23 protein-coding genes are annotated in these 23666 nt (G+C 65.5%); 12 read left to right on the forward strand and 11 right to left on the reverse strand.

The window, feature by feature from the left end; genetic code table 11:
* The first annotated feature begins 277 nt into the window (after positions 1–277).
* Positions 278–535, forward strand: a complete 258-nt coding sequence (locus QDT69_RS27150; RefSeq protein ID WP_279709541.1) for a hypothetical protein — start codon at positions 278–280, stop codon at positions 533–535.
* Between the two features lie 189 nt (positions 536–724).
* Here QDT69_RS27150 and QDT69_RS27155 read toward each other — a convergent pair whose 3' ends face one another.
* Positions 725–2167 (reverse strand): XRE family transcriptional regulator, encoded by a 1443-nt coding sequence (locus QDT69_RS27155; RefSeq protein WP_279709542.1) that lies wholly within the window; start codon positions 2165–2167, stop codon positions 725–727.
* Between the two features lie 243 nt (positions 2168–2410).
* Between QDT69_RS27155 and QDT69_RS27160 the strand changes: the two genes are divergently transcribed.
* The 3 genes from QDT69_RS27160 (at position 2411) to QDT69_RS27170 (ending at position 4369) form a co-directional block, all read left to right on the forward strand.
* Positions 2411–2620: a hypothetical protein gene (locus QDT69_RS27160; protein ID WP_016839740.1), complete on the forward strand. Its 210-nt coding sequence runs from the start codon at positions 2411–2413 to the stop codon at positions 2618–2620.
* A 290-nt stretch (positions 2621–2910) separates the two neighbouring features.
* A complete protein-coding gene (locus tag QDT69_RS27165; RefSeq protein ID WP_279709543.1) occupies positions 2911–3486 on the forward strand; it encodes a hypothetical protein in 576 nt (191 codons plus the stop codon).
* Between the two features lie 112 nt (positions 3487–3598).
* Positions 3599–4369: a hypothetical protein gene (locus tag QDT69_RS27170; protein ID WP_279709544.1), complete on the forward strand. Its 771-nt coding sequence runs from the start codon at positions 3599–3601 to the stop codon at positions 4367–4369.
* Positions 4370–4469: 100 nt separating this feature from the next.
* On the opposite strand, the gene QDT69_RS27175 is transcribed toward QDT69_RS27170, so the two are convergent.
* Positions 4470–5357, reverse strand: a complete 888-nt coding sequence (locus tag QDT69_RS27175) for a metallophosphoesterase (protein ID WP_279709545.1) — start codon at positions 5355–5357, stop codon at positions 4470–4472.
* A gap of 159 nt (positions 5358–5516) precedes the next feature.
* On the opposite strand from QDT69_RS27175, the gene QDT69_RS27180 reads away from it, so the two are divergent.
* From QDT69_RS27180 to QDT69_RS27190, 3 genes are all read left to right on the forward strand, one after another.
* Positions 5517–6005, forward strand: coding sequence for an NUDIX domain-containing protein (locus tag QDT69_RS27180; RefSeq protein ID WP_279709546.1), 489 nt, complete (start codon positions 5517–5519; stop codon positions 6003–6005).
* Between the two features lie 39 nt (positions 6006–6044).
* Positions 6045–6557: an N-acetyltransferase gene (locus QDT69_RS27185; RefSeq protein WP_279709547.1), complete on the forward strand. Its 513-nt coding sequence runs from the start codon at positions 6045–6047 to the stop codon at positions 6555–6557.
* Positions 6558–6671: 114 nt separating this feature from the next.
* On the forward strand, positions 6672–6989 hold the full coding sequence (locus QDT69_RS27190; protein WP_029083699.1) for an EthD family reductase: 318 nt from the start codon (positions 6672–6674) through the stop codon (positions 6987–6989).
* Positions 6990–7141: 152 nt separating this feature from the next.
* On the opposite strand, the gene QDT69_RS27195 is transcribed toward QDT69_RS27190, so the two are convergent.
* The 6 genes from QDT69_RS27195 to QDT69_RS27220 form a co-directional block, all read right to left on the reverse strand.
* Entirely contained in the window at positions 7142–9520 is a 2379-nt protein-coding gene (locus tag QDT69_RS27195; RefSeq protein ID WP_279709548.1) for a TonB-dependent receptor, read from the reverse strand.
* Positions 9521–9631: 111 nt separating this feature from the next.
* Positions 9632–10057, reverse strand: coding sequence for a DUF2946 family protein (locus tag QDT69_RS27200; RefSeq protein ID WP_279709549.1), 426 nt, complete (start codon positions 10055–10057; stop codon positions 9632–9634).
* Between the two features lie 172 nt (positions 10058–10229).
* On the reverse strand, positions 10230–12293 hold the full coding sequence (locus QDT69_RS27205) for a hypothetical protein (protein ID WP_279709550.1): 2064 nt from the start codon (positions 12291–12293) through the stop codon (positions 10230–10232).
* A 146-nt stretch (positions 12294–12439) separates the two neighbouring features.
* Complete coding sequence (locus QDT69_RS27210) at positions 12440–15250, reverse strand: DUF4159 domain-containing protein (protein ID WP_279709692.1); 2811 nt, start codon at positions 15248–15250, stop codon at positions 12440–12442.
* Complete coding sequence (locus QDT69_RS27215; protein ID WP_279709551.1) at positions 15250–16191, reverse strand: DUF58 domain-containing protein; 942 nt, start codon at positions 16189–16191, stop codon at positions 15250–15252. The genes QDT69_RS27210 and QDT69_RS27215 overlap by 1 nt, the downstream gene beginning before the upstream one ends.
* On the reverse strand, positions 16191–17195 hold the full coding sequence (locus QDT69_RS27220; protein ID WP_074131611.1) for a MoxR family ATPase: 1005 nt from the start codon (positions 17193–17195) through the stop codon (positions 16191–16193). The genes QDT69_RS27215 and QDT69_RS27220 overlap by 1 nt, the downstream gene beginning before the upstream one ends.
* Before the next feature lie 253 nt (positions 17196–17448).
* Between QDT69_RS27220 and QDT69_RS27225 the strand changes: the two genes are divergently transcribed.
* The 4 genes from QDT69_RS27225 to QDT69_RS27240 are packed head-to-tail and all read left to right on the forward strand — an operon-like array spanning position 17449 to position 20271.
* A complete protein-coding gene (locus QDT69_RS27225; protein WP_279709552.1) occupies positions 17449–18090 on the forward strand; it encodes a DUF1285 domain-containing protein in 642 nt (213 codons plus the stop codon).
* Complete coding sequence (locus QDT69_RS27230; RefSeq protein WP_279709553.1) at positions 18087–18758, forward strand: CoA pyrophosphatase; 672 nt, start codon at positions 18087–18089, stop codon at positions 18756–18758. The genes QDT69_RS27225 and QDT69_RS27230 overlap by 4 nt, the downstream gene beginning before the upstream one ends.
* Positions 18755–19018, forward strand: coding sequence for a DUF6111 family protein (locus tag QDT69_RS27235; protein ID WP_050421967.1), 264 nt, complete (start codon positions 18755–18757; stop codon positions 19016–19018). The genes QDT69_RS27230 and QDT69_RS27235 overlap by 4 nt, the downstream gene beginning before the upstream one ends.
* Positions 19015–20271 carry a CCA tRNA nucleotidyltransferase gene (locus QDT69_RS27240; protein WP_279709554.1) on the forward strand — a complete coding sequence of 419 codons (1257 nt, stop codon included), beginning with the start codon at positions 19015–19017 and terminating at the stop codon, positions 20269–20271. The genes QDT69_RS27235 and QDT69_RS27240 overlap by 4 nt, the downstream gene beginning before the upstream one ends.
* Positions 20272–20363: 92 nt before the next feature.
* Here QDT69_RS27240 and QDT69_RS27245 read toward each other — a convergent pair whose 3' ends face one another.
* Positions 20364–20630 carry a DUF2158 domain-containing protein gene (locus QDT69_RS27245; RefSeq protein ID WP_279709555.1) on the reverse strand — a complete coding sequence of 89 codons (267 nt, stop codon included), beginning with the start codon at positions 20628–20630 and terminating at the stop codon, positions 20364–20366.
* Positions 20631–20673: 43 nt separating this feature from the next.
* Here QDT69_RS27245 and QDT69_RS27250 point away from each other — a divergent pair, with 43 nt between their 5' ends.
* The gene (locus QDT69_RS27250; RefSeq protein WP_279709556.1) at positions 20674–22032 is read left to right on the forward strand and encodes a hypothetical protein; all 1359 of its coding nucleotides are present in this window, start codon (positions 20674–20676) and stop codon (positions 22030–22032) included.
* A gap of 15 nt (positions 22033–22047) precedes the next feature.
* Here the strand turns inward: QDT69_RS27250 and QDT69_RS27255 are convergent, their stop codons facing one another.
* Positions 22048–22779 (reverse strand): HAD family hydrolase, encoded by a 732-nt coding sequence (locus tag QDT69_RS27255; RefSeq protein ID WP_279709557.1) that lies wholly within the window; start codon positions 22777–22779, stop codon positions 22048–22050.
* Complete coding sequence (gene hemF, locus QDT69_RS27260; RefSeq protein ID WP_279709558.1) at positions 22770–23666, reverse strand: oxygen-dependent coproporphyrinogen oxidase; 897 nt, start codon at positions 23664–23666, stop codon at positions 22770–22772. Before hemF ends, QDT69_RS27255 begins: the two co-directional genes overlap by 10 nt.

The raw sequence follows: 23666 nt of genomic DNA on the forward strand, positions 1-23666 counted from the left end.
TTTCGCGGGTGATGACATCGCGTTGTTTGGCATCTTGAATCGCGAACTAGCCACCGCGTCGTCCTGGCGAAAGCCAGGACCCATTACCCCAACTGCACATTGTCGCGCGACGCTGGGACGACGATCCCGTTCATCACGGAATGCGGTGGTTATGGGTCCTGGCTTTCGCCAGGACGACAACGAAGAGTCTCGCCTACAATGTCCGTCACGGAGTATGGGTCCCGGCCCCCCGCGCGCAATTGCGCACCAGGCCGGGACAACGCGTGGGGTGAACACCATGGCCAAACAACAACCCGATCGTTCGCGGCGCAGCTTCATCTGCACCGCCATCGCAGGACTTCCCGCAACGCTCCTGCTGCGAGGTGCCGCCGCTTCCGACAAGATGACAAAACCGCAGGCCGAATATCAGGACACGCCGAACGGCATCTACTCCTGCGGCCTGTGCACGCTGTTTGTTGCGCCCGATGGCTGCAAAGTGGTCGAGGGCGCGATCAGCAAGGACGGCTGGTGCAAGGCCTTCGCCGCGGCGGATTGACTCTTCACCCTCCCCTTGGAGGTCCTTGGAGGGGGAGGGTCGTTGCGCATGCAGCGAAGCGGAATGCGCAGCGGGGTGGGGTGATCTCTCAACACGGGCAGCACCCGATACGAGGGACCTTCACCCCACCCCGCCGCTCATTTCATTCGCGTCGACCCTCCCCCTCCAGCGGAGGATAAGGAAGCGAGACTACAGCTCCCGCGCGTTTGAAAACGCGAACGACGACACCCGCCGCGTGGTCTCATCCAGGATCAGCGTGCGCGTGATCGGCGGCTCGGCGCGCTGGCTGCAATTCTCGCGCTCACAGAGCCGGCAGTTGACGCCGATCGGCGTGCCCTCGATCTTTTCCAGATCCATCCCGGTGGCGTAGACGAGTTTTGCTGCGTGACGGATCTCGCAGCCGAGCCCGATCGCAAAGCGCGGCTGCGGCTGCGGATAGGGTGCCACCGGCCGGCGCACCGTCTGCGCGATCGAGAAGTAGCGCGTGCCGTCCGGCAGCTCGATCACCTGGCTGAGCAGGCGGTCCGGCATGTCGAAGGTCGAATGCACGTTCCACAGCGGACAGGTGCCGCCGAACTTGGAGAACGGGAAGGTGCCGGAGGAAAACCGCTTCGACACATTGCCGGCATTGTCGACGCGCAGCAGGAAGAACGGCACGCCGCGCGCGTTCGGCCGTTGCAGCGTGGTGAGGCGGTGGCAGACCTGCTCGAAGCCGGCGTTGAAGCGCTGCGCCAGCACGTGGACGTCGTAGCTCAGCGCTTCGGCGGCGGAATGAAACGGCTGGTAGGGCATCATCGCGGCCGCCGCGAAGTAATTGGCGAGCGTGATGCGATAGAGCCTGCGCGCCGTATCGTCGAGCGGGCCGGCGCGGCTGACGATCGCATCGATCGCGGCGCCGCATTCGACGAAGCCGATTTGCAGCGCGAGCTGGAAGCTGCGGCCGGAGCTGTCGACGAGCTCGGAGATCAGCAGCTGACGGCGATGGCGGTCGAAGCGACGCAGCGTCTCGCGCATCACGTCGACCGGCATCACACGGGTGACGATCGAATGCTTTTCGCGCAGCCGTGTCGCGAGCGCCGTGAACAGGCCTTCGGTCGGGACGTTGAGCTCGTCGCGCAGATTTTCCGCCGCGGTCTCGAGCTCCGGAAAATAGTTGCGGTTGGCCTCGATCAGGTCGCGCACCCGCTCGATCGGGTTGGCGTCGAACTGCGAACCTTCACGGTCGGCCATCTGCGCCGCCACCAGCGTCTCGCCGCGGCGCGCCTCAGTGTAGGCCGCGTAGAGCCGCTGCAACGCATGCGTCACGCCGGGGCAGAGCTCGGCGAGGTCGCGCAGCTCCTGCTTCGGCAAGTCAATCTGGCGGAACAGCGGATCGGAGAAGATCTCGTTGAGTTCCGCGAAGAAGCGGTCCTCGTCGGCGGTGGCGAGATCGCGCAGATCGAGATCGTAGGTCTCGGCGAGACGAAGCAGTATCTGCGCCGTCACCGGCCGCTGGTTGCGCTCGATCAGGTTGATGTAGGAGGGCGAGATGCCGAGCCCCTCGGCGATCTGGGTCTGCGACAGCCCCAATTGCTGGCGGATCCGCCGGAACCGCGGCCCGACGAACAGCTTCTTTCCGGACTTGCCGGGCATGGCAGTCTTCCTGACCTATTTTGTGACAAAATTTACAAATCGACATTTATTACAAGTTCAGATGTTACATGACATCACCAATAAAAAACAAGGCATCTGTACGAACTTCAGCTTTTAGCGTTTATCTCCTGACACGCACTTCGCGATGCTCTGTCAAGAATGTCGAACCGGCGCGCAGGTTGCGGGGATCAGGTTTCAGGCGGCTGAGCAAAGGCAGCACGGTTTTTTCAAAGGAGACTGACGATGAGCAAAGGCAGCAATTTTTGGGTGATCGGCGGCGAGTTCGGGTCGATGAACTTCCACAAGCTCGTCGAAGGCTCCGCCCAGGTCCGCGGTCCGTTCAAGACCCGCAAGGAAGCCGAAGAGTGCTGGAAGGAAGTCTCGGAAGAGAGCCGCCACAAGGCGGGCGTGCGCTTCTCCATAGTTGAGGAGCCGTCGCGGGTTTCGGCCTGAACGAGCATGATCCGGAAAAGTGGGAACCGGTTTTCCGGAAAGATCATGCTCAAACAAGAGATCATGTCACGGCGCGCAGTCGCATTGTGACGGAGCTAAGAAACGTCCAAGGACGGCGGCCCCATCCGGTTTCAACCGGGTGGGGTCGACCGCTTTTGGGACACCGCCGGGCGTTTTTGAACTGGGGATAAGTGGCAGCCTAAGTGCTTGGGAACCAACGTCCTTTGCGGACGTCATGGTTGCTGATAGGTTAATGGGTAAGGCAACCCGTCAGCACGAGACCGCAAGGCATGTCCGATCCGCAGAACACCGGCAGCGAGGCGCGCGAGATGCGCCCGACGCTGCGAGAGGCGCTGCGACGGGCGCGGATCGAAGCGGCCGACCGCACCGGTGTCGTCGTCGAACTGCGCGATGCCGAGGTGGCGCGGCTCGAGATCCTCAACGACGCGCTCGATCCGCTGTTCGCGCAGGTGCCGGAGAAGGTCGACCTGTTCGACCGCGGCATCAGCCAGGGCGAGACGCCGCGGCTCTGGATCGACGTCGTCGCGCATGTGCTGATGGGACGCGACAAGCGCATCTACCGCTTCGTGCAGGACACGAGGTTCGGCCGCATCGTGCTCGCCGAATCGCACGACGTGGCCGTGATCGTCAATGCGGTCACCGACTATGTGGCGCGCCGCCTGATCGAGCGCGAGCACGCGATGGTGGCAACGCCGCTTCCGGTCGCCGAGCCGGCAGCGCCGCCGCCCGTGCCGGTGGTGGCGCCGAAGCGCCGCGGTCGGGTCGGCATGTTCGTGCTGGGCTTCATCCTGGGCGCGCTGGCGCTGTTCGGCTTCGCGCTGCTGGCGAGCGTGCAGAATTTCTGAAGCATGATCCGGAAAAGTGCGAAGCGGTTTTCCGATCAGATCATGCGCAAACAAGGAGCTAAAGCGCGGTGACGATTCAATCGCGCTTTAGCCGCTGAGGGGCGGGGGCATCGTGGTCATAACTCCCGCCTCGGCATTTTTCGGCGTGCTGGCAGCAGGCGCCGTGATCGGCAGCGCGGTGCTGTTCGGCAAATGGCAGACGCTGCGGCGCGCCGAATATATCCGCACCTTCAAATGGCCGGCGGGGCTGCTGGCCCGGCTCGAGAAGCATCACCCCGGCTTCAACCGCAAGGACAGCGCGCTGGTGTCGCGCGGCCTGCGCCAGTTCTTCCTCGCCTATCTGATGAGCGGAAAGCGCTTCGTCTCGATGCCGTCGCAGGCGGCCGACGACCTCTGGCACGAATTCATTCTCTACACCCGCGAATACGACGCGTTCTGCCGCCGCGCCTTCGGCGGCTTCCTGCATCACAGGCCAGCCGTCGTGCTGGCGAAGGAGCAGCGCCGGAGCAATGAGGGGCTGCGGCGGGTCTGGTGGTACTGCTGCAAATACGAGAACATCGATCCGGTCAGGCCGACGCGGCTGCCGCTGCTGTTCGCGCTCGACGCCAAGCTCAGCATTGCGAACGGCTTCATCTATCACACCGACTGCGAGGCGCTGCGCCGCAGCGGCATTGCCGGCAGCAGCCCCTATTGCGGCGGCGATTTCTCGGACTCGTCGATCGACGGATCGTCGGCGGGTTTCGGCGATGCCGGCAGCGACGGAAGCCATGGCGGCGATGGTGGTGACGGCGGTGGCCACGGCGGCGGCGGTGGAGGTGGCGGTGGCGGCGACAGCGGAGGCGGCTGTGGCGGCGGGTGTGGCGGCGGCGGCGGTGGCGACTAGAGCATTTTCGAGCGAAGTGGACACCGGTTCGCGTGAAGAAAATGCGTCAAAACGAGAATCTAGAGCTTCCGTTCCGATGCAATCGGAACGGAAAAACGCTCTAGGACAATCGTATTTGCTTGAGCTCGCGAATGCCGTCGTGATGGCCGAGGCCGCGCACGGTCTGCTCGCAGCGCCAGGCGTTGCCGTCGCGCTCGATCGAGAACAGATTGTAGGCCGCCGCCGGATAGTGCTTGCGCGCCAGCGCCGATGCCGACGGCACGCCGATCGCCGGGATCTTCCGCTCGGGGCCGTCGAACCACATCGTCGAATGGATGTGGTCGTGGCCGTGCAGCACCAGCTCGACGCCGTGCCGCTTGAGCAGCGCGAGCAATTGATGCGAATCGGTCAGCCGCTTGGCGCGTCCGTCGGAGTGCAGCGGGTGATGCACCAGGAGGACGCGGAAGGCATCCTGCTGCGACAGCTGCGCGAGGATCGTCTCCAGCGCGGTGAGCTGGGCATGGCCGAGCCAGCCGGTCGCCATCAGCGGCGGCGTCGGCACCGCCGAGGAGACGCCGATCAGCGCCACCGGGCCGCGGCGGCGCACGAACGGAAAATGCGTCGCCGCGCCATCGGCATCGCCGCGCAGATAGTCCCCGAAGTGGCTGACGAAGCGATGCCGGGTCGCGCGCACATAGGCGTCGTGATTGCCGGGGACCACGGTGACGTCGGCGGCGCCGCCGACACCCTCCAGCCATTGCCGGGCCGGATTGAATTCGGCATCCAGCGCGAGATTGACGAGGTCGCCGGTGACAGCGACATGATCCGGCTGCTGCGCCTGCATGTCCGATACCAGCGCATCGAGCACGTCGCGGCGGTGATATTTGTGACGGTTGCGCGTCCAGTTCAAATAGCCGAAGGCGCGCTTGCCGGCGAGATCGCGTAGCCGCGCCGCCGGCAGCGGCGGCAGATGCGGATCAGACAGATGTGCGAGGCGGAACGCCGCCATCACGCGATTCCCTTCGGATTGTCGGTGAAAAGTGGCCGGCAGCCGGTCATGTCGTGCTATCCCGAACGTCCTGCCCTGTATTGGCAAGAGCTGCGCAGGCGCGCAAGGATCAAGTCAAGGATCAAAGCAAGGATCAAACACCATGACGTCGGGGGTTCAGTGACGATCCTGCTGGATTTACGCAAGCGCTTCGAGCCGCAGATCAGGTGGGTGTTTCATTTCTACTGGCGGCTGGTCCGCAGCATGACGCTCGGGGTCCGCGCCGTGGTGCTCGACGCCGACAACAAGGTGTTCCTGGTCAAGCACAGCTATGTCCATGGCTGGTATCTGCCCGGCGGCGGGGTCGAGGTTGGCGAAAGTTTTATCGAGTCGCTGCGGCGCGAGCTGGAGGAGGAGGGGCGGATCGAGCTCACCGGCGAGCCGGTGTTGCACGGCATCTTCCACAACAGCCACGTCTCGCCGCGCGATCATGTCGCGGTCTATGTCGTCCGGAACTACCGGCAGGACCGGCTGCCGGAGCCGAATCGCGAGATCGTGGCCTGTGGCTTCTTCGATCCGGCCGCGCTGCCGGAGGAGACCACCCCCGGGACCCGGCTGCGGATCGCGGAGGTGCTCGAGGGCAGACCGCCGCCGGCGACATGGCGGTGATGGACCGCGCCCGCGCCAGATGCTATCCCGCGCCCCACAATGACCGAACTGTCCCTGACCATCCTGCCCGAGACCCCGAAAGACGCCCAGGCGATCGAGCGCCTGCACGAGCGCACCTTCGGGCCCGGCCGCTTCGCGCTCAGCGCTTATCGGCTGCGCGAGCATGTCGATCATCTGCTCGATGTCTCCTTCACCGCGCGGATCGGCACGCTGCTGGTCGGCTCGGTACGCCAGCTTCCTGTCTGCATCGGCGACACGCCGGCGCTGATGCTCGGGCCGTTGACGGTCGAGCCGCCGTTCCGCAGCCGCGGCGTCGGCCGCGCGCTGCTCGAGCGTGCGATCAATGACGCCCGCGCCAAGGGCCATCGGCTGATCGTGCTGGTCGGCGACGAGCCGTATTATGCGCGGGTCGGCTTCAAGCCGGTGGCGAAGGGGCGGATGACGATGCCCGGCCCGGTCGACTACAGTCGTCTGCTTGTCATGGAACTGGTCGACGGCGCGTTCGAGGGCGTGTCCGGCCCGATCCAGCCGGACTGGAGCAAGGCGATCTGACATCCGCGCGAGCCATCGCCGGAACGGTTGCACCCTCCGACAATCTGACGCACAGTTGAGGTAAGCGCCGGGACAAGACCGGCGCATGTCATATCAACAGGGAGAGTGCGCGCCATGATCAAGGTCAGTGTGATGTATCCGAACAATCCAGGCGCACGCTTTGATCACGATTATTATCGCGACAAGCACATGCCCCTGGTGAAGGCGCGGCTGGGCGACGCCTGCAAATACTACACCGTCGACAAAGGTCTCGCGGGCGGCGCCCCGGGGACGCCCGCAACCTATGTCGGGATGTGCCACATCTTCTGCGACTCGGTCGAGGCCTTCGCGGCCGGCATGGGCAAGCACGCCCAGGAGATCATGGGCGACATTCCGAATTACACCGACCTGCAGCCGGTGATCCAGATCAGCGAAGTCGTCGTCGGCCACTGAACGCCAAGCGCCCGCACGGATTCGTAGCCCGGATGTAGCGAAATCCGGGAGCAGTTCTGCCGCGGAGGCAGTCTCCCCGGATTGCGCTTCGCTCCATCCGGGCTACGCGACAAAAATCCCTCTGCCGCCTGCGGCAGAGGGATTTGCGTGTCTCAGAACTTCAAGTTCGCAAAAGCCCGCACGCCGAGGCCCGGCATCAGCACCTCGTCCTTGGTGTAGGAGACGGAGTTGCGGATGTTTTGGTTGAGCAGGTTGTTGCCGGCCAGCCCAAGCGTCATCTCGCGCGCGCCGATCCAAGACGAATTGAGCTTGGTGTTGTAGGTCACCTCCGCGTTCAAGAGATTGTAGCCCGCGGTCGGGGTTTCGCGGATCACCGCGATGTCGTTCTGCGCGAAGGCGTGCACCAGGTTGATGCGGGTGAACCAGTTGCTGTCGCGCCAGTACATGCCGCCGCCGAGCCGCACCGGTGGAATCCGTGGCACGTTGCTGCCGTCGGTGAAGGTGGCGCGCACCACGTCGAACTGGTTCTCGATGCCCCAGATGCCGCCGTTGAGCGGGCCGATATCGAGCTGGCTCTGGAATTCGGCACCGCGGAAGATCGCGTCACGCTGTGCGTATCTCGCCTGGTTCAGCTCAAGCTGGTCCGGATTGGCTATGTCCACGCAAGCCGCACTGTCGCAGGTGTTGCCGGTCAATTGGCGGTAGATAAAGCCGTTGAACTTCGTGTAGTAGCCGGTGAGTTCGAATCGCAACGGCCCTGTTGCCCGCCGCAATCCCACTTCGATCGATTTTGCCGTCTCAATGCCGAGATTGGGATTGCCGATGTCGAAGGTGGCGGTCGCATCATGAGCGCCGCGCGAAAACAGCTCTGCCGGTTTCGGGGCACGTTCGACGTATTGACCGGTAATGCTCGCAACTAGATCCCACGGCAGGTTCTGGATCAGGCCAATGCTCGCGCTTTTCGGCGTGAAGCGCGGATTGCGCGGAGTAGCGGGACCAACACTGGCAGGATCGATGTTGACGTCGAACACGTCAGGTATGAATGCCGGCGTTGTCCCGGACAGGTTGACGTGTTCGATGCGCCCGGCGATCTGCGCCTTGGTGGTCTCGCTGAATTTCAGCTCATTGAAGACGTAACCGGCGACCCTGTTGTTGTTGTTGGGGTCCCACAACCCGTTGAGCGGGCTGCCTGGATCGTCCGGACTTGGGGCCGTCAATTCCTGATGCCCGGCCTGCAGGCCGAAAGCGGTGGTCACCGTGGCGAAGCGTGCGTTGAACGGCATCATCTGCACCTCGACGCGGGCTTCCTGCTCCTTGCTGGTGAAGGTCTGGCGCACGCCGTCGCTGAACAGATCGGTTGGGTCGGCAAGGCCGAGCTCGTTGTGGCGGTAGTCGGTCGCGCCGACCCAGAACCGCACGGCGTCGATCGCAGCGGCATCCGGCCGGTACTCGCCCTTGACCGCGATCTTGGTCTGATGCGCGTCGATCCGGGTCTTGTGGTCGGAGCCATCAATACCGGGGATGTGATAAAGCGAGTCGTTCTGGGTGATCGCCGCACCGATATAGCCGCCCTGGAAGAAATACGACGCGCCGACCGAAGCGCCGTCCGACTGCGTCGCCGAGTTCGGCTGGCGGCCGCCCACCGGCCGGGTCTGGTCGAACAGATACGGATAGCTCGGGATGCTGTAATCGCTGGTGGTGCGGCCATAGACGTCGGCATGCACGGCGACATTGTTGCCGCCGGCATCCAGCAGCATGCCGCCTTCGACGCCGCGATTGACCGAGCTCACGGAGGTGCGGGTCTCTACATTGAGGCAACCCGGGCCGCCGGCGTCGGCCAGCGGCGCCTTCACGGGCAGTCCATAAGTTTGGAACGGCGCTGCCGCGCAGGTCGGCATCGCGTCGGGAATCCGGTTGTTGGTCGCGCTCACCACGCCGCCGATCGAGGTCGAGCCGTAGCGCAGCGCGGCAGGTCCCCGCACTACCTCGATCTGGTTGGTCGAGAACGGATCGATCGGCACGAAATGATCTTCGCCGAGATCGGAGACGCCGCCGCCGCCGAGACCGTTCTCGACGATGCCGACGCGGTTGACGTCGAGGCCGCGGATGATCGGCCGGCTCGATGCGCCGGGCGCGAAGCTTGAACCGGTGATGCCGGGCTTGGAGAACAGGAGATCGCCGAGCGTGGCGCCGCCGGAGCGCCGCAGCTCCTCGTTGGGCACCACGGTGACGGTCGCGAACTGGTCGGTGACGACAGGCAGCACGCCCTGCTGCGGTGCCGGCGCTGGCGCCGCTTGCGCCGGTTGTGCTGCCGCGGTGCGTTCGCGGTTGCGGCTCGGTGCAGCCCGGACGACGTGAACCGGCGCGCGTGTTGGCACGGTGCGGTGCCGCTGGATCGGGCTCGGCGCCGTTACGGTGATGTCAGGGAGTTGCGTCGGCGTGTCATCGGCCAGCGCGCTGCCATGCATGGCGCCGAGCAGCAGCCAGCTCGCGCCTCCGATGTGGAGTGCTCGTGTCTTCTGAAGTGTCATTGTCCTGGTCCAGTCCCGTCGAAATGACGACGGATCGATCCCGATTTGCCCTGCGGGAGGCCGCAACTGTGACGCGGCCGTCCGCTCAGGGCGTGCAGCAATCAGTCGATGTCAGGACACAGGAGGTGCGCGGGAGCGGAAGGCCGCAGGCGCCGACTTCAGATGGACGAATTCGGCATTGGTTGTGCGGAACAGAAGCTCGACAGCTTCCGGCAGCAACAGCACCGGCGGCGCGGTGAACAGCATGCTGCTCGCGAGCGAGATGACGGTGCAGATCGCGCAATTGTCGGCGGGATGATGCCGGTCTTTGTCGTGCCTGACGGGTGGCTCGGTCCCGGTCACCTGGACCGCGAGGTCCGGCGTCGCCGAGGTCCCGATATAGGCGAGATCGAGCAGCGACAGGCCGTTCTGGACGGCTGGTGCTGCTTGCGCGGCTGCGATGGGGTGGAAGTGCCCGAACGACAGCACGAACTGGACGGCGAGCGCGAACAGCGCCAGCCGCGAGCCAGTCTTGATGTGTCTTCGGAACCAGTTCATGCCGATTGAGCCCCACCCGTCGGCACGGCGCTCATTCCCCGGCCCTCCGATGTTACATTATAACATCGGAGGGCGACCGGGATGTCAACGGTGGTTCAGATACACTGTATCGATCCGTTGCTGGTGTGTGATTGCAGCAACGGGGCCGATTGGACACTCAGCGCTATTGGTCTCAGCGTCCCTCACGCAGCCAGGTTGCCGCGAATCCGCCGAGCAGCAGCAAGAGGCCGACCAGGCCGGCGAACATCGGCAGCACGCCGACGCCCTTGACCACGCTGGCGTCGCGCATCTTGACGCCGAGCCAGCCGTCGCCGCGGAAGATCGAGGACGCGCGCACCGGCACGATGCGCGGCATGTCGAGGCTCGACCCGTCGACGATGCGCCGCGCGTCGCCGCCGGTCGCCTGCGCCAGCGGCTTCAGCATGTCGGTGGTCGAGGTGACTTCCGAGAATTCCTTCGGGTTGGTCGGGCCGACATTGATCAGCGCCTTCAGCGTGCCGTCGGTGGCCTGCCACAGCCCGAGCTCGTTCGCGGACAAGGTCGCGCGCCATTCGCCGGGATCGCCGGCGGTCAAGGTCAGTTCATGCGTGGCGCCGCTTGGCGACGTCACGGTGACCGGCGACACGGTGTCGGCCATGGTTTGCCGCACCACCATCAGGTCCTTGCCCTGCACCTGCATGCGCAGCGCCTCTTCGTCGAGGTCGGGCTGTTTCATCAGCCAGTGCGACACCCGCCGCAACAGATCGAGATGCGGTCCGCCGCCTTCATAGCCGCGCGCCCACAGCCAGATCTGGTCGGACAGCAGCAGCGCGACGCGGCCTTCGCCGAACCGCGACAGCAGCAGCAGCGGCTTGCCGTCGGCACCGGTCATGACGGGCGGGTTGATCGCGTTGCGGGTGTCGACGGTGCGGAAGAACCGGCTCCAATGCGGCGGCTCGGCATTCGAGCCTTCGAGCCCGCGCGTCACCGGATGGCGCTTTCCGGCGTCGCTCAAATGCGCATAGAACGGCTTCTCGGTGACGCCGACCGGCTCGGCCGGCAGCACCGAATCCAGCGGCGTGCGCCAGATGCTGGTGGTCGAGGCGTAGTCGGGGCCGGCCGACACCAGCACCGCGCCGCCGGAGCGGACATAGCGCGCGATGTTGTCGAAATAGGCGATCGGCAGCACGCCCTGACGGGCGTAGCGGTCGAAGATGATCAGCTGGAATTCGTTGATCTTCTGCTGGAACAGCTCGCGGGTCGGAAACGCGATCAGCGACAGCTCGTTGATCGGCGTGCCGTCCTGCTTCTCCGGCGGACGCAGAATCGTGAAGTGCACGAGATCGACGCTGGGGTCCGACTTCAGCAGGTTGCGCCAGGTGCGCTCGCCGGCATGCGGCTCGCCGGACACCAGCAGCACACGCAGCTTGTCGCGCACGCCGTCGATCGCGACCACGGCGCGGTTGTTGACCAGCGTCAGCTCGTTCTCGAGCGGCGAAGCCTCGATCTCGACGATGTTCGGGCCGGCATGCTTGATGTCGATGTCGACACTGGAGGTCTGGCCTGAGGTCAGCGTGCGCTCGTTGATCACCTCGCCGTCGCGGCGGATCGTGACCTTGGCGCGCTCGCCGGTGACGCCCTGGTCGTCGAGCCGGTAGGTGATGGTCTGGGTCTGGCCGACGATACCGAAGCGCGGCGCCGCCGTGATCGCGATGCGGCGGTCGCGCTCGTCCTTACGGCCGGTGATCAACGCGTGCACCGGCGCCTGGAAGCCGAGCGCCTGGGCGTTGCCGGGAATGTCGTGCACGCGGCCGTCGGTGATCATGAACGCACCGGCGACGCGCTCGACCGGAACGTCCGACAGCGCCGACGTCAGCGCGCCGAACAGCTTGGTGCCGTCGGTTTCGCCGTCGGCCTGGCCGGCCTCGACGACGCGGACCTCGAGGCCCTTGATCTGCTTCAGGCTGTCGACCAGCGCCTGCCGCGCCTTGTCGGTCTCCTGGTTGCGCGTGCCGAAATTCTGGCTCGGGCTCTTGTCGACCACCACGGCTGCAACCGAGGTCAGCGGCTCGCGGTCCTCGCGGGTGAAGGACGGATTGGCCAGCGCGAGCAGGATCAGCGCCAGCGCGGCGACACGCACCGCGGCGCCGCGCGCGCGCGACAGCAAAAGCAATGCCGCGATGACGACGATCGCGCCGAGCGCGATCCACAGCACGATCGAGGGAACCAGCGGTGTGAACGCGATACCGTAGTTCATGGCGTTACTCCGTCATTCCGGGATGGTCCGTAGGACCAGACCACAGATGCGCAATCGCGCATCGGGGAATCTCGAGATTCCGGGTTCGATGCTGTCGCATCGCCCCGGAATGACGGTCTGGGCAGCTGAACACAACACTCGCATCTCTACTGTCCCAGCCGCTCGATCAACGCAGGTGCGTGCACCTGGTCGGCCTTGTAGTTGCCGGTCAGCGTGTACATCACGATGTTCACGCCGGCGCGGAATGCGAATTCGCGCTGGCGCGGCTCGCCCGGCGTCAGCGGCAGCATCGGCTGGCCGTCGGGGCGGATCGCCCAGGCGCCGGCGAGGTCGTTGGACGTGATGATGATCGGCGAGACGCCGTCGCCGCCGCGCGCCGGGCGCTGCGCAGCCTCCTCGTCGTCTTCGCGCGGCAGCGCCTCGACCCAGGTCTGGCCCGAGTTGAAGCGGCCGGGGAAGTCGCGCAGCAGATAGAACGTCTTGGTCAGCACATGCTCGCGCGGCACCGGCTCGAGCTCGGGCACGTCGAGGGTCGACAGCAATTCGCGCAGCGTCTGCATGCCCGGCGTCTGCGAGGCGCCGTTGTCGCCCGGCGGCGCCTCGACGGCGTCGCGGGTGTCAAACAGCACGGTGCCGCCCTGCTTCATGTAGGCGTCGATCTTGTTGATGGCGTCCTGCGGCGGCTTCGGCGCGCCCGGCACGATCGGCCAGTAGATCAGCGGGAAGAACGCGAGCTCGTCGCGCGCGGGATCGATGCCGACGGGATCGCCGGCTTCCAGCGCGGTGCGCTGCCCAAGGAACAGCGTCAGTCCGGACATCCCGGCCTTGACGATGGAATCGACGTCGGCATTGCCGGTCACGACATAGGCGAGCCGGGTCTGCGACACCGACTTGATGGCGAAATCGTCGCTGCTGGCGTTCTGCGCGCGCGTCGGCGAGGGCACTATCGTCGTCGCAAGGATGAAGGCCAACACAAGCACCGCGGGTGCGGCGCGGCGCCGGATCAGCGCGGCGAGGCCGCCACCGAGCATCGCGACCACGATGGCGTCGAGCAGGAACAGCGCCAGCGCCGTCGACAGCATGATGCCGCGCAGGTCCCGCGGCTCGGCGTTGGTGTAGGTCGCACGCTTGGCGCGCAGGCCGGAGGTGTCGAGCGGCGCGATGCGGTCGGCGGAGGCCAGCGTGTTGACTGCGATCGGGCTCTCGGCGGTGCCGTAGAAGCCGGGCGGATGGTCGGCGGTGCCGCGGTCGCGGTAGTCCGCCGACATCGGCTTGGCGGTCGAGGGCGGCGGACCGAAGACGCCGAAGCCATCGAGCGTGCGCAGCGGCGCAACCGTCTCGGCATTGGGATCGCTGGCGACGCCCGGGCCGGGCTTCGAGGTGTAGCCGGACATGTCGATCAGCCGCCGCAGCATCTCGACGAAGGTGCCGGACATCGGCAGGTCCGACCAGCGCATGTCGGCGCCGACATGGAACAGGCTGACCACGCCCTTGCCGCGATGCTCGCCGGTGACGAGCGGGGTGCCGTCCTCGAGCGAGGCCCAGCTCTTGGTCGCGAGCACGGCATCGGGCTCGGCGAGCACCTGGCGGCTCACGGTGATGTCCTTCGGCACGGTGAGGCCCGCGAACGGACCATCGGCAGCGAACGAGGCCATGTGTTGCGGCTTCTCCCAGGTCAGGCTGCCGCCGAGCGTGCGCCCGCCGCGGCGCAGCTTGACGGGAACGAGGTCGTCGTCGGCTTGCGCGAGGCGGGGACCGGCGAAGCGCACCAGCACGCCGCCTTGCTCGATCCAGGCGTTGAGCCGGTCGCGAATCTCCGGCGACAGCGTGCCGACATCAGCCATCACGATCATCGGCAGCCGCTGATCGAGGAATTGCCCGATCACCTGCTGCGGCGCGCCGCGATCGCCGAGCCTGACATCGGCGAACGGCGACAGCGCGCGGGAGAGGTAGAAGGTCGACGCCAGCAGCGGCTGTGCGGTGTCGTTGCTCGCACCGGAGACCACGCCGATGGCGCGGCGGCGCCAGCGCCGGTCGAGCAGCTGCACGGCGCCGGCCGAATGCTCGCCGGAAATTTCGAGCCGCGCGATGTCGTTGCGCAATTCGACCGGTAGATCGAACGCGGCTTCGGTCTCGCGGTCCTGCGGGCCGAACGTGTAGCGGGCCTCGCCGATCGGCGAGCCCTTGGCGTCGACCGCGCGCACCGTCCCGGCCGCGATGCCGCTCTCGGTGCGCAGCACCTTCACGGTCATCTTGGCGGCGGCGTTCTCGGCTGCGACCAGCGCCTGCGCAGATTGCGCGCCGCCGGCATAGATCGTCAGATTGCGGCTCTCGATCACCTTGCCGAGACCTTCGGTGAACTCGCTGCCGCGGCCGGTGTCGACGCCGTCGGACAGCCAGGCGATGTCGCAGTCGCCGGTCGATTTGAGGAAACGTTCCAGCGTCGCAAGGGTTTCAACGCGATCGATCGAGTACGGCTTTGGCGCAAGCTGGCGCAACGCGACGCGCGCGGCGCCGGCCGGCATCAGCGTGATGTCGCGCGTCGGCTCGGACAGCGGCACCAGCGCAACGCCGCGGCGGTCGCTGTCGGCATTGGTGACCAGCTCGTCGGCAGCCTTGATCCGCGCATCCCAGCTCGAAGCCGAACTCCAGCCGTCGTCGAGCAGGATCACCAGTGGCTGCTTGCCCGCGGCAACGCCGGTCTGCGGATTCCAGATCGGGCCGGCGGCGGCGAGGATGACCAGCGCGGCGGCGGCGAGCCGCAGCAGCGTCAGCCACCACGGCGTGCGCGAGGGCGTCTCCTCCTTGGGCGCGATGTCGAACAATAGCCGCGTCGGCGGGAATTCGATCCGGCGCGGCCGCGGCGGCATCACGCGCAGCAGCCACCACAGCACCGGCAGGCTGACCAGCCCCAGCAGCAGCAGCGGTTCGGCGAAGGAGAGCGGGAGGCCTGCGATCATGCGCTGCGTCCCGCCTTGACGGTTGAACGTCCGCCGCCCTTGCTCACCATCATGCCAGCGTGCAGGAACAGCAGCAGCTCGGCCGCGGAGCGGCTGGTGGTGTGGGTCGAGAACAGCCAGTCGAGCCGGTTAGTCTCGGCCCGGATCTGCTCGCGATGCAGCGCGACGCGCGCGACATAGTCGCTGGCCCAGCTCTCGGCACGGCCCGCGGTGATGGCGCTGCCGGCCTCGGGCTCGACGAATTCGACGCGGCCGGAATAGGGGAAGGTCTCTTCGGCGGGATCGACGACCTGGATCATGGTGCCGTGCGCGCCCGAGGAGGAAAGCCCGCCCAACATCGCCGTGATCTCGGCCAATGACGACCAGAAGTCCGACAGCACGACGACTTCGGCCAGCGACGACGGCACGAAGGACGGCGGCAGGCTCGCGCGCGTCGTCTCGTCGTGCAAGATCGCTTCCGCCATCTTGTCGATCACGTTGAGGCTTGCGGTCGGGTTCATCAGGCCGGGAATGCCGACGCGTTCGCCGCCCGCAACGAGCAACTCGGCAAGCGCGAACGCGACGATCAGTCCGCGCTCCAGCTTGCTGTCGCGCGCATCGCGCGATGCGAAGGCCATCGAGGGCGACCGGTCGGGCCAGATCCACACGGTGTGCGCGGCTTCCCACTCCTGCTCGCGCACATAGAGATGGTCGTCGCGTGCCGAGCGGCGCCAGTCGACGCGCTGCGACGGCTCGCCGGAGACGAAGCGGCGGTACTGCCAGAAGTTCTCGCCCGAGCCGGCGCGGCGGCGGCCGTGCAGGCCATGGATGACGTTGGCGGCAACACGGCGGGCCTCAAGCACCAGGCGCGGCAGCGACGCGGCGAGCGTTCGGCTTTCGCCATCTGCACGTCGGACCGCCAGAATCTCCTCGTTCTGGTGCCTGTTGTCTGCTGCCATCAACCGATCCGCGTCTTCAATTGCTTGATCACGTCCGGAATGGTGCGGCCCTCGGCGCGCGCCGAGAAGGTCAGCGCCATGCGATGCTTGAGCACGGGCTCGGCGAGGTCGAGCACGTCGTCGATCGACGGCGCGAGCCTGCCGTCGAGCAGCGCGCGGGCGCGCACCGCGAGCATCAGGGACTGGCTGGCGCGGGGACCGGGTCCCCACGCGATCAGCTTGCCGGCCTCGCCGCCCTCAGTGCCGGGGCGCGCGGCGCGCACCAGCGTCAGGATCGCTTCGACCACGGAATCGCCGACCGGCAGGCGCCGCACCAGGCGTTGTGCCGTGAGCAGCGTCTCCGCGTCCATCGATGGCTTGGCATGCGCCTCTTCGGCGCCGGTGGTTTCGAACAGGATGCGGCGCTCGGCGTCGCGATCGGGATAGTCGACGTCGATTTCCATCAGGAAGCGGTCGAGCTGCGCCTCGGGCAGCGGATAGGTGCCTTCCTGCTCGAGCGGGTTCTGCGTCGCGAGCACGTGGAATGGCTTCGGCAGATCATGCCGCGCGCCGGCAATGGTGATGTGCTGCTCCTGCATGGCTTGCAGCAGCGCCGACTGGGTGCGCGGGCTGGCGCGGTTGATCTCGTCGGCCATCAAGAGCTGCGCGAACACGGGGCCCGAGATGAAGCGGAACGAACGCTTGCCGGCCGAACTCTCGTCGAGCACTTCGGCGCCGAGAATATCCGACGGCATCAGGTCAGGCGTGAACTGGATGCGCTTGGCGTCGAGCCCGAGCGTGACGCCGAGCGTCTCCACCAGCTTGGTCTTCGCAAGGCCGGGGACGCCGATCAGGAGCGCGTGGCCGCCTGACAGGATCGTCACCAGCGTGTTTTCGATCACCTGGTCCTGGCCGAAGATGACCGTGGACACCGCTTCCTTGGCGGCCTTGATCTGGCCCGCGACCTGCTCGGCCGAACGGACGATCACATCCTCCAGTTTCTCGACGCTGTCTGCACCAGCCATTCGATCCGCTCCTTACTCGGCGATGCGCGCATTGGCGCGCCGGCATCTGCCATCATCTCTTGGTCGTCATCGCATGGCCCGCATGCTAAACCTATGCGAAGGCCATGTATTCGTTGAATTAAACTATCCCCACCTTATCGGTATTTCAGGGTATGAACGGCATCACGATGTGGCGAGAATGACATCCCGACCACATCTCACGATATGTGCACCAAACGTGCCAGATTGAAGGTCGGAAACTTCAGGGCAAACAATGGCGAAGCAAGGGCAGAGTGATTCCGGCGGTGAAACTACGGGCCTCGGAGGCAAGGGCCTCGAAGGCCTCACCAATGCTGCCAACCGAGCTGCGACGTCGGGTCCGGCCGGACGCAAGGGCCTGCCGCCGGTTCACCTGTGGAATCCGCCGTTCTGCGGCGATCTCGACATGCGAATCGCGCCTGACGGCACCTGGTTCTACATGGGAACGCCGATCGGACGCCCGGCGCTGGTGCGGCTGTTCTCCACGATCCTGAAGCGCGAGGACGGCAAGCACTTTCTCGTGACACCGGTCGAGAAGGTCGGCATCCGCGTCGACGACGCACCGTTCCTCGCCGTGGAAATGCAGACCGAGGAAGACGCGCGCGGCCGGTTGCTCAGGTTCCGCACCAACGTCGATGACTGGGTCGATTGCGAGAAGGGCCACGGCCTCAGATTCGAAGCCGCCGAGGATGGCGGATTGACGCCCTATCTGCATGTTCGCGCCGACCTGTGGGCGAAGGTCACCCGCGCGCTCTACTACGATCTGGTTGACATGGGTGAGGAGCGGATGGTCGATGGTCAGGAGATGTTCGGCATCGAGTCCGGCGGCGAGTTTTTCGCGATGGCCGATGCCAGTCAGGTGAGGGGCGCACTTTGAACGAGCCGTTGCTGAAGGTGAAGCCGGCGACGATCAGCTCGACGGAATTCTTCGCGCGGGCCCGCACGCGGCTCAATTTCGAAGTGCCGCCGGGCCTGGTCGATCCGCATATCATTCCGCGCACCGGAGATTCCGGCAATGACCGCATGCTCGAGATCGTCGCCCAGGAGCAACCGGTGCGGCCGGCCGCGGTGCTGATTCCGGTGGTCGATCATCCCGAGCCGACCGTGCTGTTGACGCAGCGCTCGCCCCATCTGTCGAGCCATGCCGGCCAGATTTCGTTTCCCGGCGGCAAGATCGACGCCACCGATGCCTCGCCGCTCGATGCCGCGCTGCGCGAAGCCTGTGAAGAAGTCGGCTTGAGGCGGGAATTCATCGACCCTGTCGGTTATCTCGACCTCTATGGCACCGCGTTCGGCTTCCGCATCCTGCCGACGGTCGCCAAGGTGAAGCCGGGATTTACCCTTGAGATCAACGAGGCCGAAGTCGTCGATGCGTTCGAAGTGCCGCTCGCTTTCCTGATGAACCCCGAGAATCATCAGATCCACACCAAGGAATTCCGCGGCGTGGACCGCTCCTACTATGCGATGCCGTTCGCCGAGCGTTACATCTGGGGCGCGACTGCGGGCATCCTGCGCGTGCTGTTTGAGCGGATCTATCTGTCATGATCCGCACGGTGTTGACCGAGATCGGAATCTTCCTGATCCCTTTCGCGGTCTATGCCATCTTCCTCATCGCGACGCGGTCCGGCGTGACGCTGCCGGCGTCCTGGCCGCTCGACATGATCATGAAGCTGACGCTGGCGGCGCTGGTGATGGTCATCGTGAGCTTTGTGCTGCTGGCCGAATTGACCGGCGCGCCGCCGAACTCGACCTACGTTCCGGCTCACATCGAGAATGGCAGGCTGGTGCCGGGAGCTGAGCGATGAGCGAGGTGCGCCTGCTGTCCGACGCGCCGTGGCTCGCTTCCGGGCCGGCGGCGCGCGTGCTCGGCCTGCTCAATGCCGACGGCGAGGAAGCGCGGGTGATCGGCGGCGCCGTGCGCAACGCGCTGATGCGGATTCCGCTCGCCGACATCGACATCGCCACCACGGCGCTGCCGGAGGAGGTGATCCGCCGCGCCAAGCGGGCGAGCATCAAGAGCGTGCCGACCGGCATCGAGCACGGCACGGTGACCCTGGTGGTCGACGGCCAGCCATTCGAGGTAACGACGCTACGCGAGGACACCGAGACCTATGGCCGCAAGGCCAAGGTGTCGTTCGGGCGCGACTGGGTGCGCGACGCCGAGCGGCGCGACTTCACCATCAACGGCCTGTCGGTCGACGCTTCGGGCGTCGTGCACGATCACGTCGGCGGTCTCGCCGACATCGAGGCTCGCCGCGTGCGCTTCATCGGCGACCCCGCACAGCGGATCGCCGAGGATTATCTGCGCATCCTGCGCTTCTTCCGTTTCCACGCCGCCTATGGCGCAGGCGAGGTCGACCGCGCCGGCTATCTCGCCTGTATCAGCGGGCGCGCCGGACTCGCCGGCCTCTCGGCCGAGCGCATCCGCATGGAGATGCTCAAGCTCGTGGTCGCGAACGGCGCCGCGGGCGCGGTGGTCGCGATGGGCGATGGCGGGCTGCTGCTGCCGCTGCTCGGCGGCGTCGCCTATGCCGGGCCGTTCGCGGCGATGATCGAGATCGAAGGGCTGATGGAGCTTCCGCCGAGCGCGATGCGCCGGCTCGCCGCGCTGACGGTCGCCGTGACCGAGGACGCGCGGCGCATCGCAAGCCGGCTGCGGCTCTCCAACGCCGAGGCCAAGGCGCTGGACTCGATGGGCCATCGCTGGTGGCGCTTGCCCGGCATGGACGAGGCGCATGCCAAGCGCCGGCTCTACCGGCTCGACGAGGAGCCTTATCGTGACCGCCTGCTACTCGCCTGGGCGCGAACCGGTGTGGGCCGCGAGGTCGATCAGTGGCGCGCGCTCGCCACGCTGCCGCAGCGCTGGCGCGCGCCGCATTTTCCGTTGCGGGCGTCGGATTTCATCGCGCGGGGGATCGCCGAGGGGCCGGCGCTCGGGCATGTCCTGACGCTTGCCGAGGATGCCTGGCTTGCTGCGGATTTTCCGCTCGATCCGCAGGTGCTGTCCGGCATCGCCGACCAGACCGTTTCCCGTTTCACCCGCGATCACCGGCTCTGAACTTTCGTACCGCCGAGTTCATCGGCGGCACGGTGACGAACGTCGTACGGAGACGATGCCGCACGCGAGAGGCAGCATCGCATCAACGGGGCTTACGCAGCCTTGCGCTTCTTCTTGCGGTCGCCGTCGTCGTCCTCGTCGTCCTCTTCTTCCTCGTCGTCGTCTTCGACGTCTTCCTCTTCATCGTCTTCCGGATCGATCTCGGTCGACTCGAGTGCGACGAGCGGAAGGGTTTCGCGAAACAGATCGCCGTCCGTGCCCATCCACAGGCAATCGACCTTGTCTTCCTCGACTTCCACCACCGTGATCGGATGGCCGCCGGACTTCAGCATGACGACGTCGCCTGGTTTCAGTTCCATCAGTAATCCCTCCGCGCTTGATGACGCGGGCGGCAGGTTAGCGATGGCTGATGACAGCCCGATCACGGCTGTTCGCCGTGTGATGGATTCGGCATGGAAACAGGCCGGTGAGGCGCCATTTGCGCGCGGCAGGGATACGCACAGGTTTCTTTGCGAGCCGATGGCGCAATTTCCGCGGTCGCCGGCTAGATTGATGCGAACAATTCGCGCACCTCATTCGTCGGACGCCGGATCGTGGTTTAGCGCTCAATCGAAGGAAGTCGTGATGACAACGACGAATGCGTTCAAAATCATCCCGATTGCGACCGGCAATGACGCGCCAAAACTATCCAGAAGCCAGAAAACGTTCAACGCATTGATTCTGCAGATAGAGCAACAGCGTGCTTTACTGCGCGCCTGGGAGGAGTTGGACGGTTCCTACCAGCAGAAATATCACGAGGCATTGCTGCCTTTGCAAACGCGCCGGGCAGAGCTGCAACTGAAGATGGCTCGCTGCCTCGATAGTGCATGGCGCGACAAGGGTCTTGGCAAGTCTGAAAAGCGAACAATTTCGGATATCGTGACCGACCTGGTCGGCGGCCTGCTCGCCGATACAGAGGAGCAGGAGAGGATCGAGTTAACCGAGATCTACAACAGGCACAGCGGGACGGATTTTGCTACCGAGGCCGCCGCCGAGCTGGATGACATGAAGGCGATCACCGAAGCATTGTTCGGTGTCAAGACCGGTGACGATGTGAAGTCCTCCGACGACCTGATGCAGCGCATTCAGGAATCCCTGAAAAATGACGCTCGGCTGCACGACGAAGCGGCTTCCCGAGAAGAAGAGCGCCAGGCTAGGCGAAAGAAGTCCCCCAGACAACTCGCGGCCGAGGCTCGCGTTCAGACAGAGCAGGCGGAACTCAGCCGATCGATCCGTGAAGTTTATCACAAGCTGGTAGTCGCCTTGCATCCGGATCGTGAGCCTGAGCCGCGCGAGCGCGAACGCAAGACCGAACTGATGCAGCGAGCCAACGCAGCCTACAAGCAGAAGGACCTGCTACAGTTGCTGGAGCTGCAACTTGAGCTTGAGCACATCGATCAGCATGACATCAATGGCCTCAGCGAGGAGCGTCTCAAGCGCTACAACACCATTCTAAGGGAGCAGCTTGGCGAGCTGAAAGCAGAAATCAATGACGTTGAGCTCGCATTCAGAATTCGTTTCGATATCGATCCATTCGGGGCGATCACACCCGCCGGTGTGATGCGCCGCCTCGATGGCGACGTTGGAGAATGCCGCCGGCACATCCGCGAAATCGAGAGGGATCTTCGCGTACTCGACGACCCCAATACTCTTAGGATGTGGCTCAAAAATATCAAGCGCGCTCGGGCACGTTCGCGCTTCGATCGCGATGAGTGGTTTTGACGAAGTCGGTCGCGTTCAGCCCGGAACAAGCTCGGTCAGCGAGCGGATGATGCGGTCCGGCTTGATCGTCGATCCCACCGGCAGCCCGACACCGTGCACATCCATCCAGATCGCGTAGATGCCGAGCCGCTGCGGCGCCACGACTTCCCACTCCAGATTGTCGCCGATCATCCAGGTGTCGGCTGCGGTGACGCCAAGTGCTTGCATCGCGTGCAGATAGGCGCGCTCCTCGGGCTTGCCGAAACCGTGCTCGCCCTCGATCTGGATGTGATCGAAGCGATGGCTGAGCGCGAAGCGTTCGACCTTGGCGCGCTGCATGTCGGCGGCGCCGTTGGTGACCAGCGCAAGCTTGATGCCGAGCGCCTTGAATGCATCGATCGCTTCATGCGCGCCCGGGAAGACGAACATCTCCTCCTCGCGATAGGCGGTGAAGCGATCGGCGATGCGGTCCGCGAGTTCATCCGGCAGCGCGCGGTGGCCGGCTGCGGCCAACTGAGCGAAGCCGCCCTTCACGGTGAGCCGGCGCGCCTCGCCGAGCTTGATCCGCCAGATCGGCTCAGCGGTCGACCAGAATTGCCGCGCATAGGCGAGGAGCGCGGTCGCGACCATGTCCGGGGGCAGGGGAGTGAGCTCCGCGGCGAATTCGGCGGTGATCGTGTTCCAGGCGATCTCGGGACGTCCATAGGCCGACAGGATGGTGTCATCCATGTCGATCAGCATCGCGCGCGGCAGCTTGGTCACGGCCATTTCACCTCCGGCGGCAGCGACGACAGGATCGAATCGACATTGCCGCCGGTCTTCAGGCCGAAGATGGTGCCGCGATCGTAGAGCAGGTTGAATTCGACATAGCGCCCGCGACGGATCAGCTGCTCGTCGCGATCCTCCGCGCTCCAGTCGGCCGCGAAATTGCGCCGCACCAGCTCGGGATAGATCTTCAGGAAGCTGCGCCCGACGTCCTGGGTGAACGAGAGATCGGCCTCCCAGTCGCCGCTGTCGTGCCAGTCATAGAAGATGCCGCCGACGCCGCGGGCTTCCTTGCGGTGCGGCAGATAGAAATAGTCGTCGCACCATTTCTTGTACTTGTCGTAGTCGGCGACGCCGTTCGGTCCGGTGCAGGCCGCTTTCATTGCGGCGTGGAAGGCGACTGTATCGGGGTCTTCCTGGGTGCGCCGCCGGTTCAGCACCGGCGTCAGATCCGCGCCGCCGCCGAACCAGGCCTTGGTGGTGACGACAAAGCGGGTGTTCATGTGCACGGCGGGCACGTTCGGATTGCGCAAATGCGCGATCAGCGAAATGCCCGAGGCCCAAAATCGTGGATCGTCGGCCGCGCCGGGAATCTGCGCGCGGAATTCGGGAGCGAACTCGCCATGCACGGTCGAGCAGTGCACGCCGACCTTCTCGAACAGCCGGCCCTTCATGATCGACATCACGCCGCCGCCGCCGGGCTTGCCGGTATGGTCGGTGCGATCCCAGGGGGTGCGCACGAACCGGCCGGCATCGCCGGGATAGAGCGTAGGGGAGGCGTCGTCCTCGAGCTGCTCGAACGCCGCGCAGATGTCGTTGCGCAGCGCCTCGAACCAGCCGCGTGCACGCGCCTTGCGGTCCTCGATGATGGCGGGGTCTGTTGGCAGCAT

The sequence above is a fragment of the Bradyrhizobium sp. CER78 genome (assembly GCF_029846235.1).
Classification (GTDB): Bacteria; Pseudomonadota; Alphaproteobacteria; order Rhizobiales; family Xanthobacteraceae; genus Bradyrhizobium.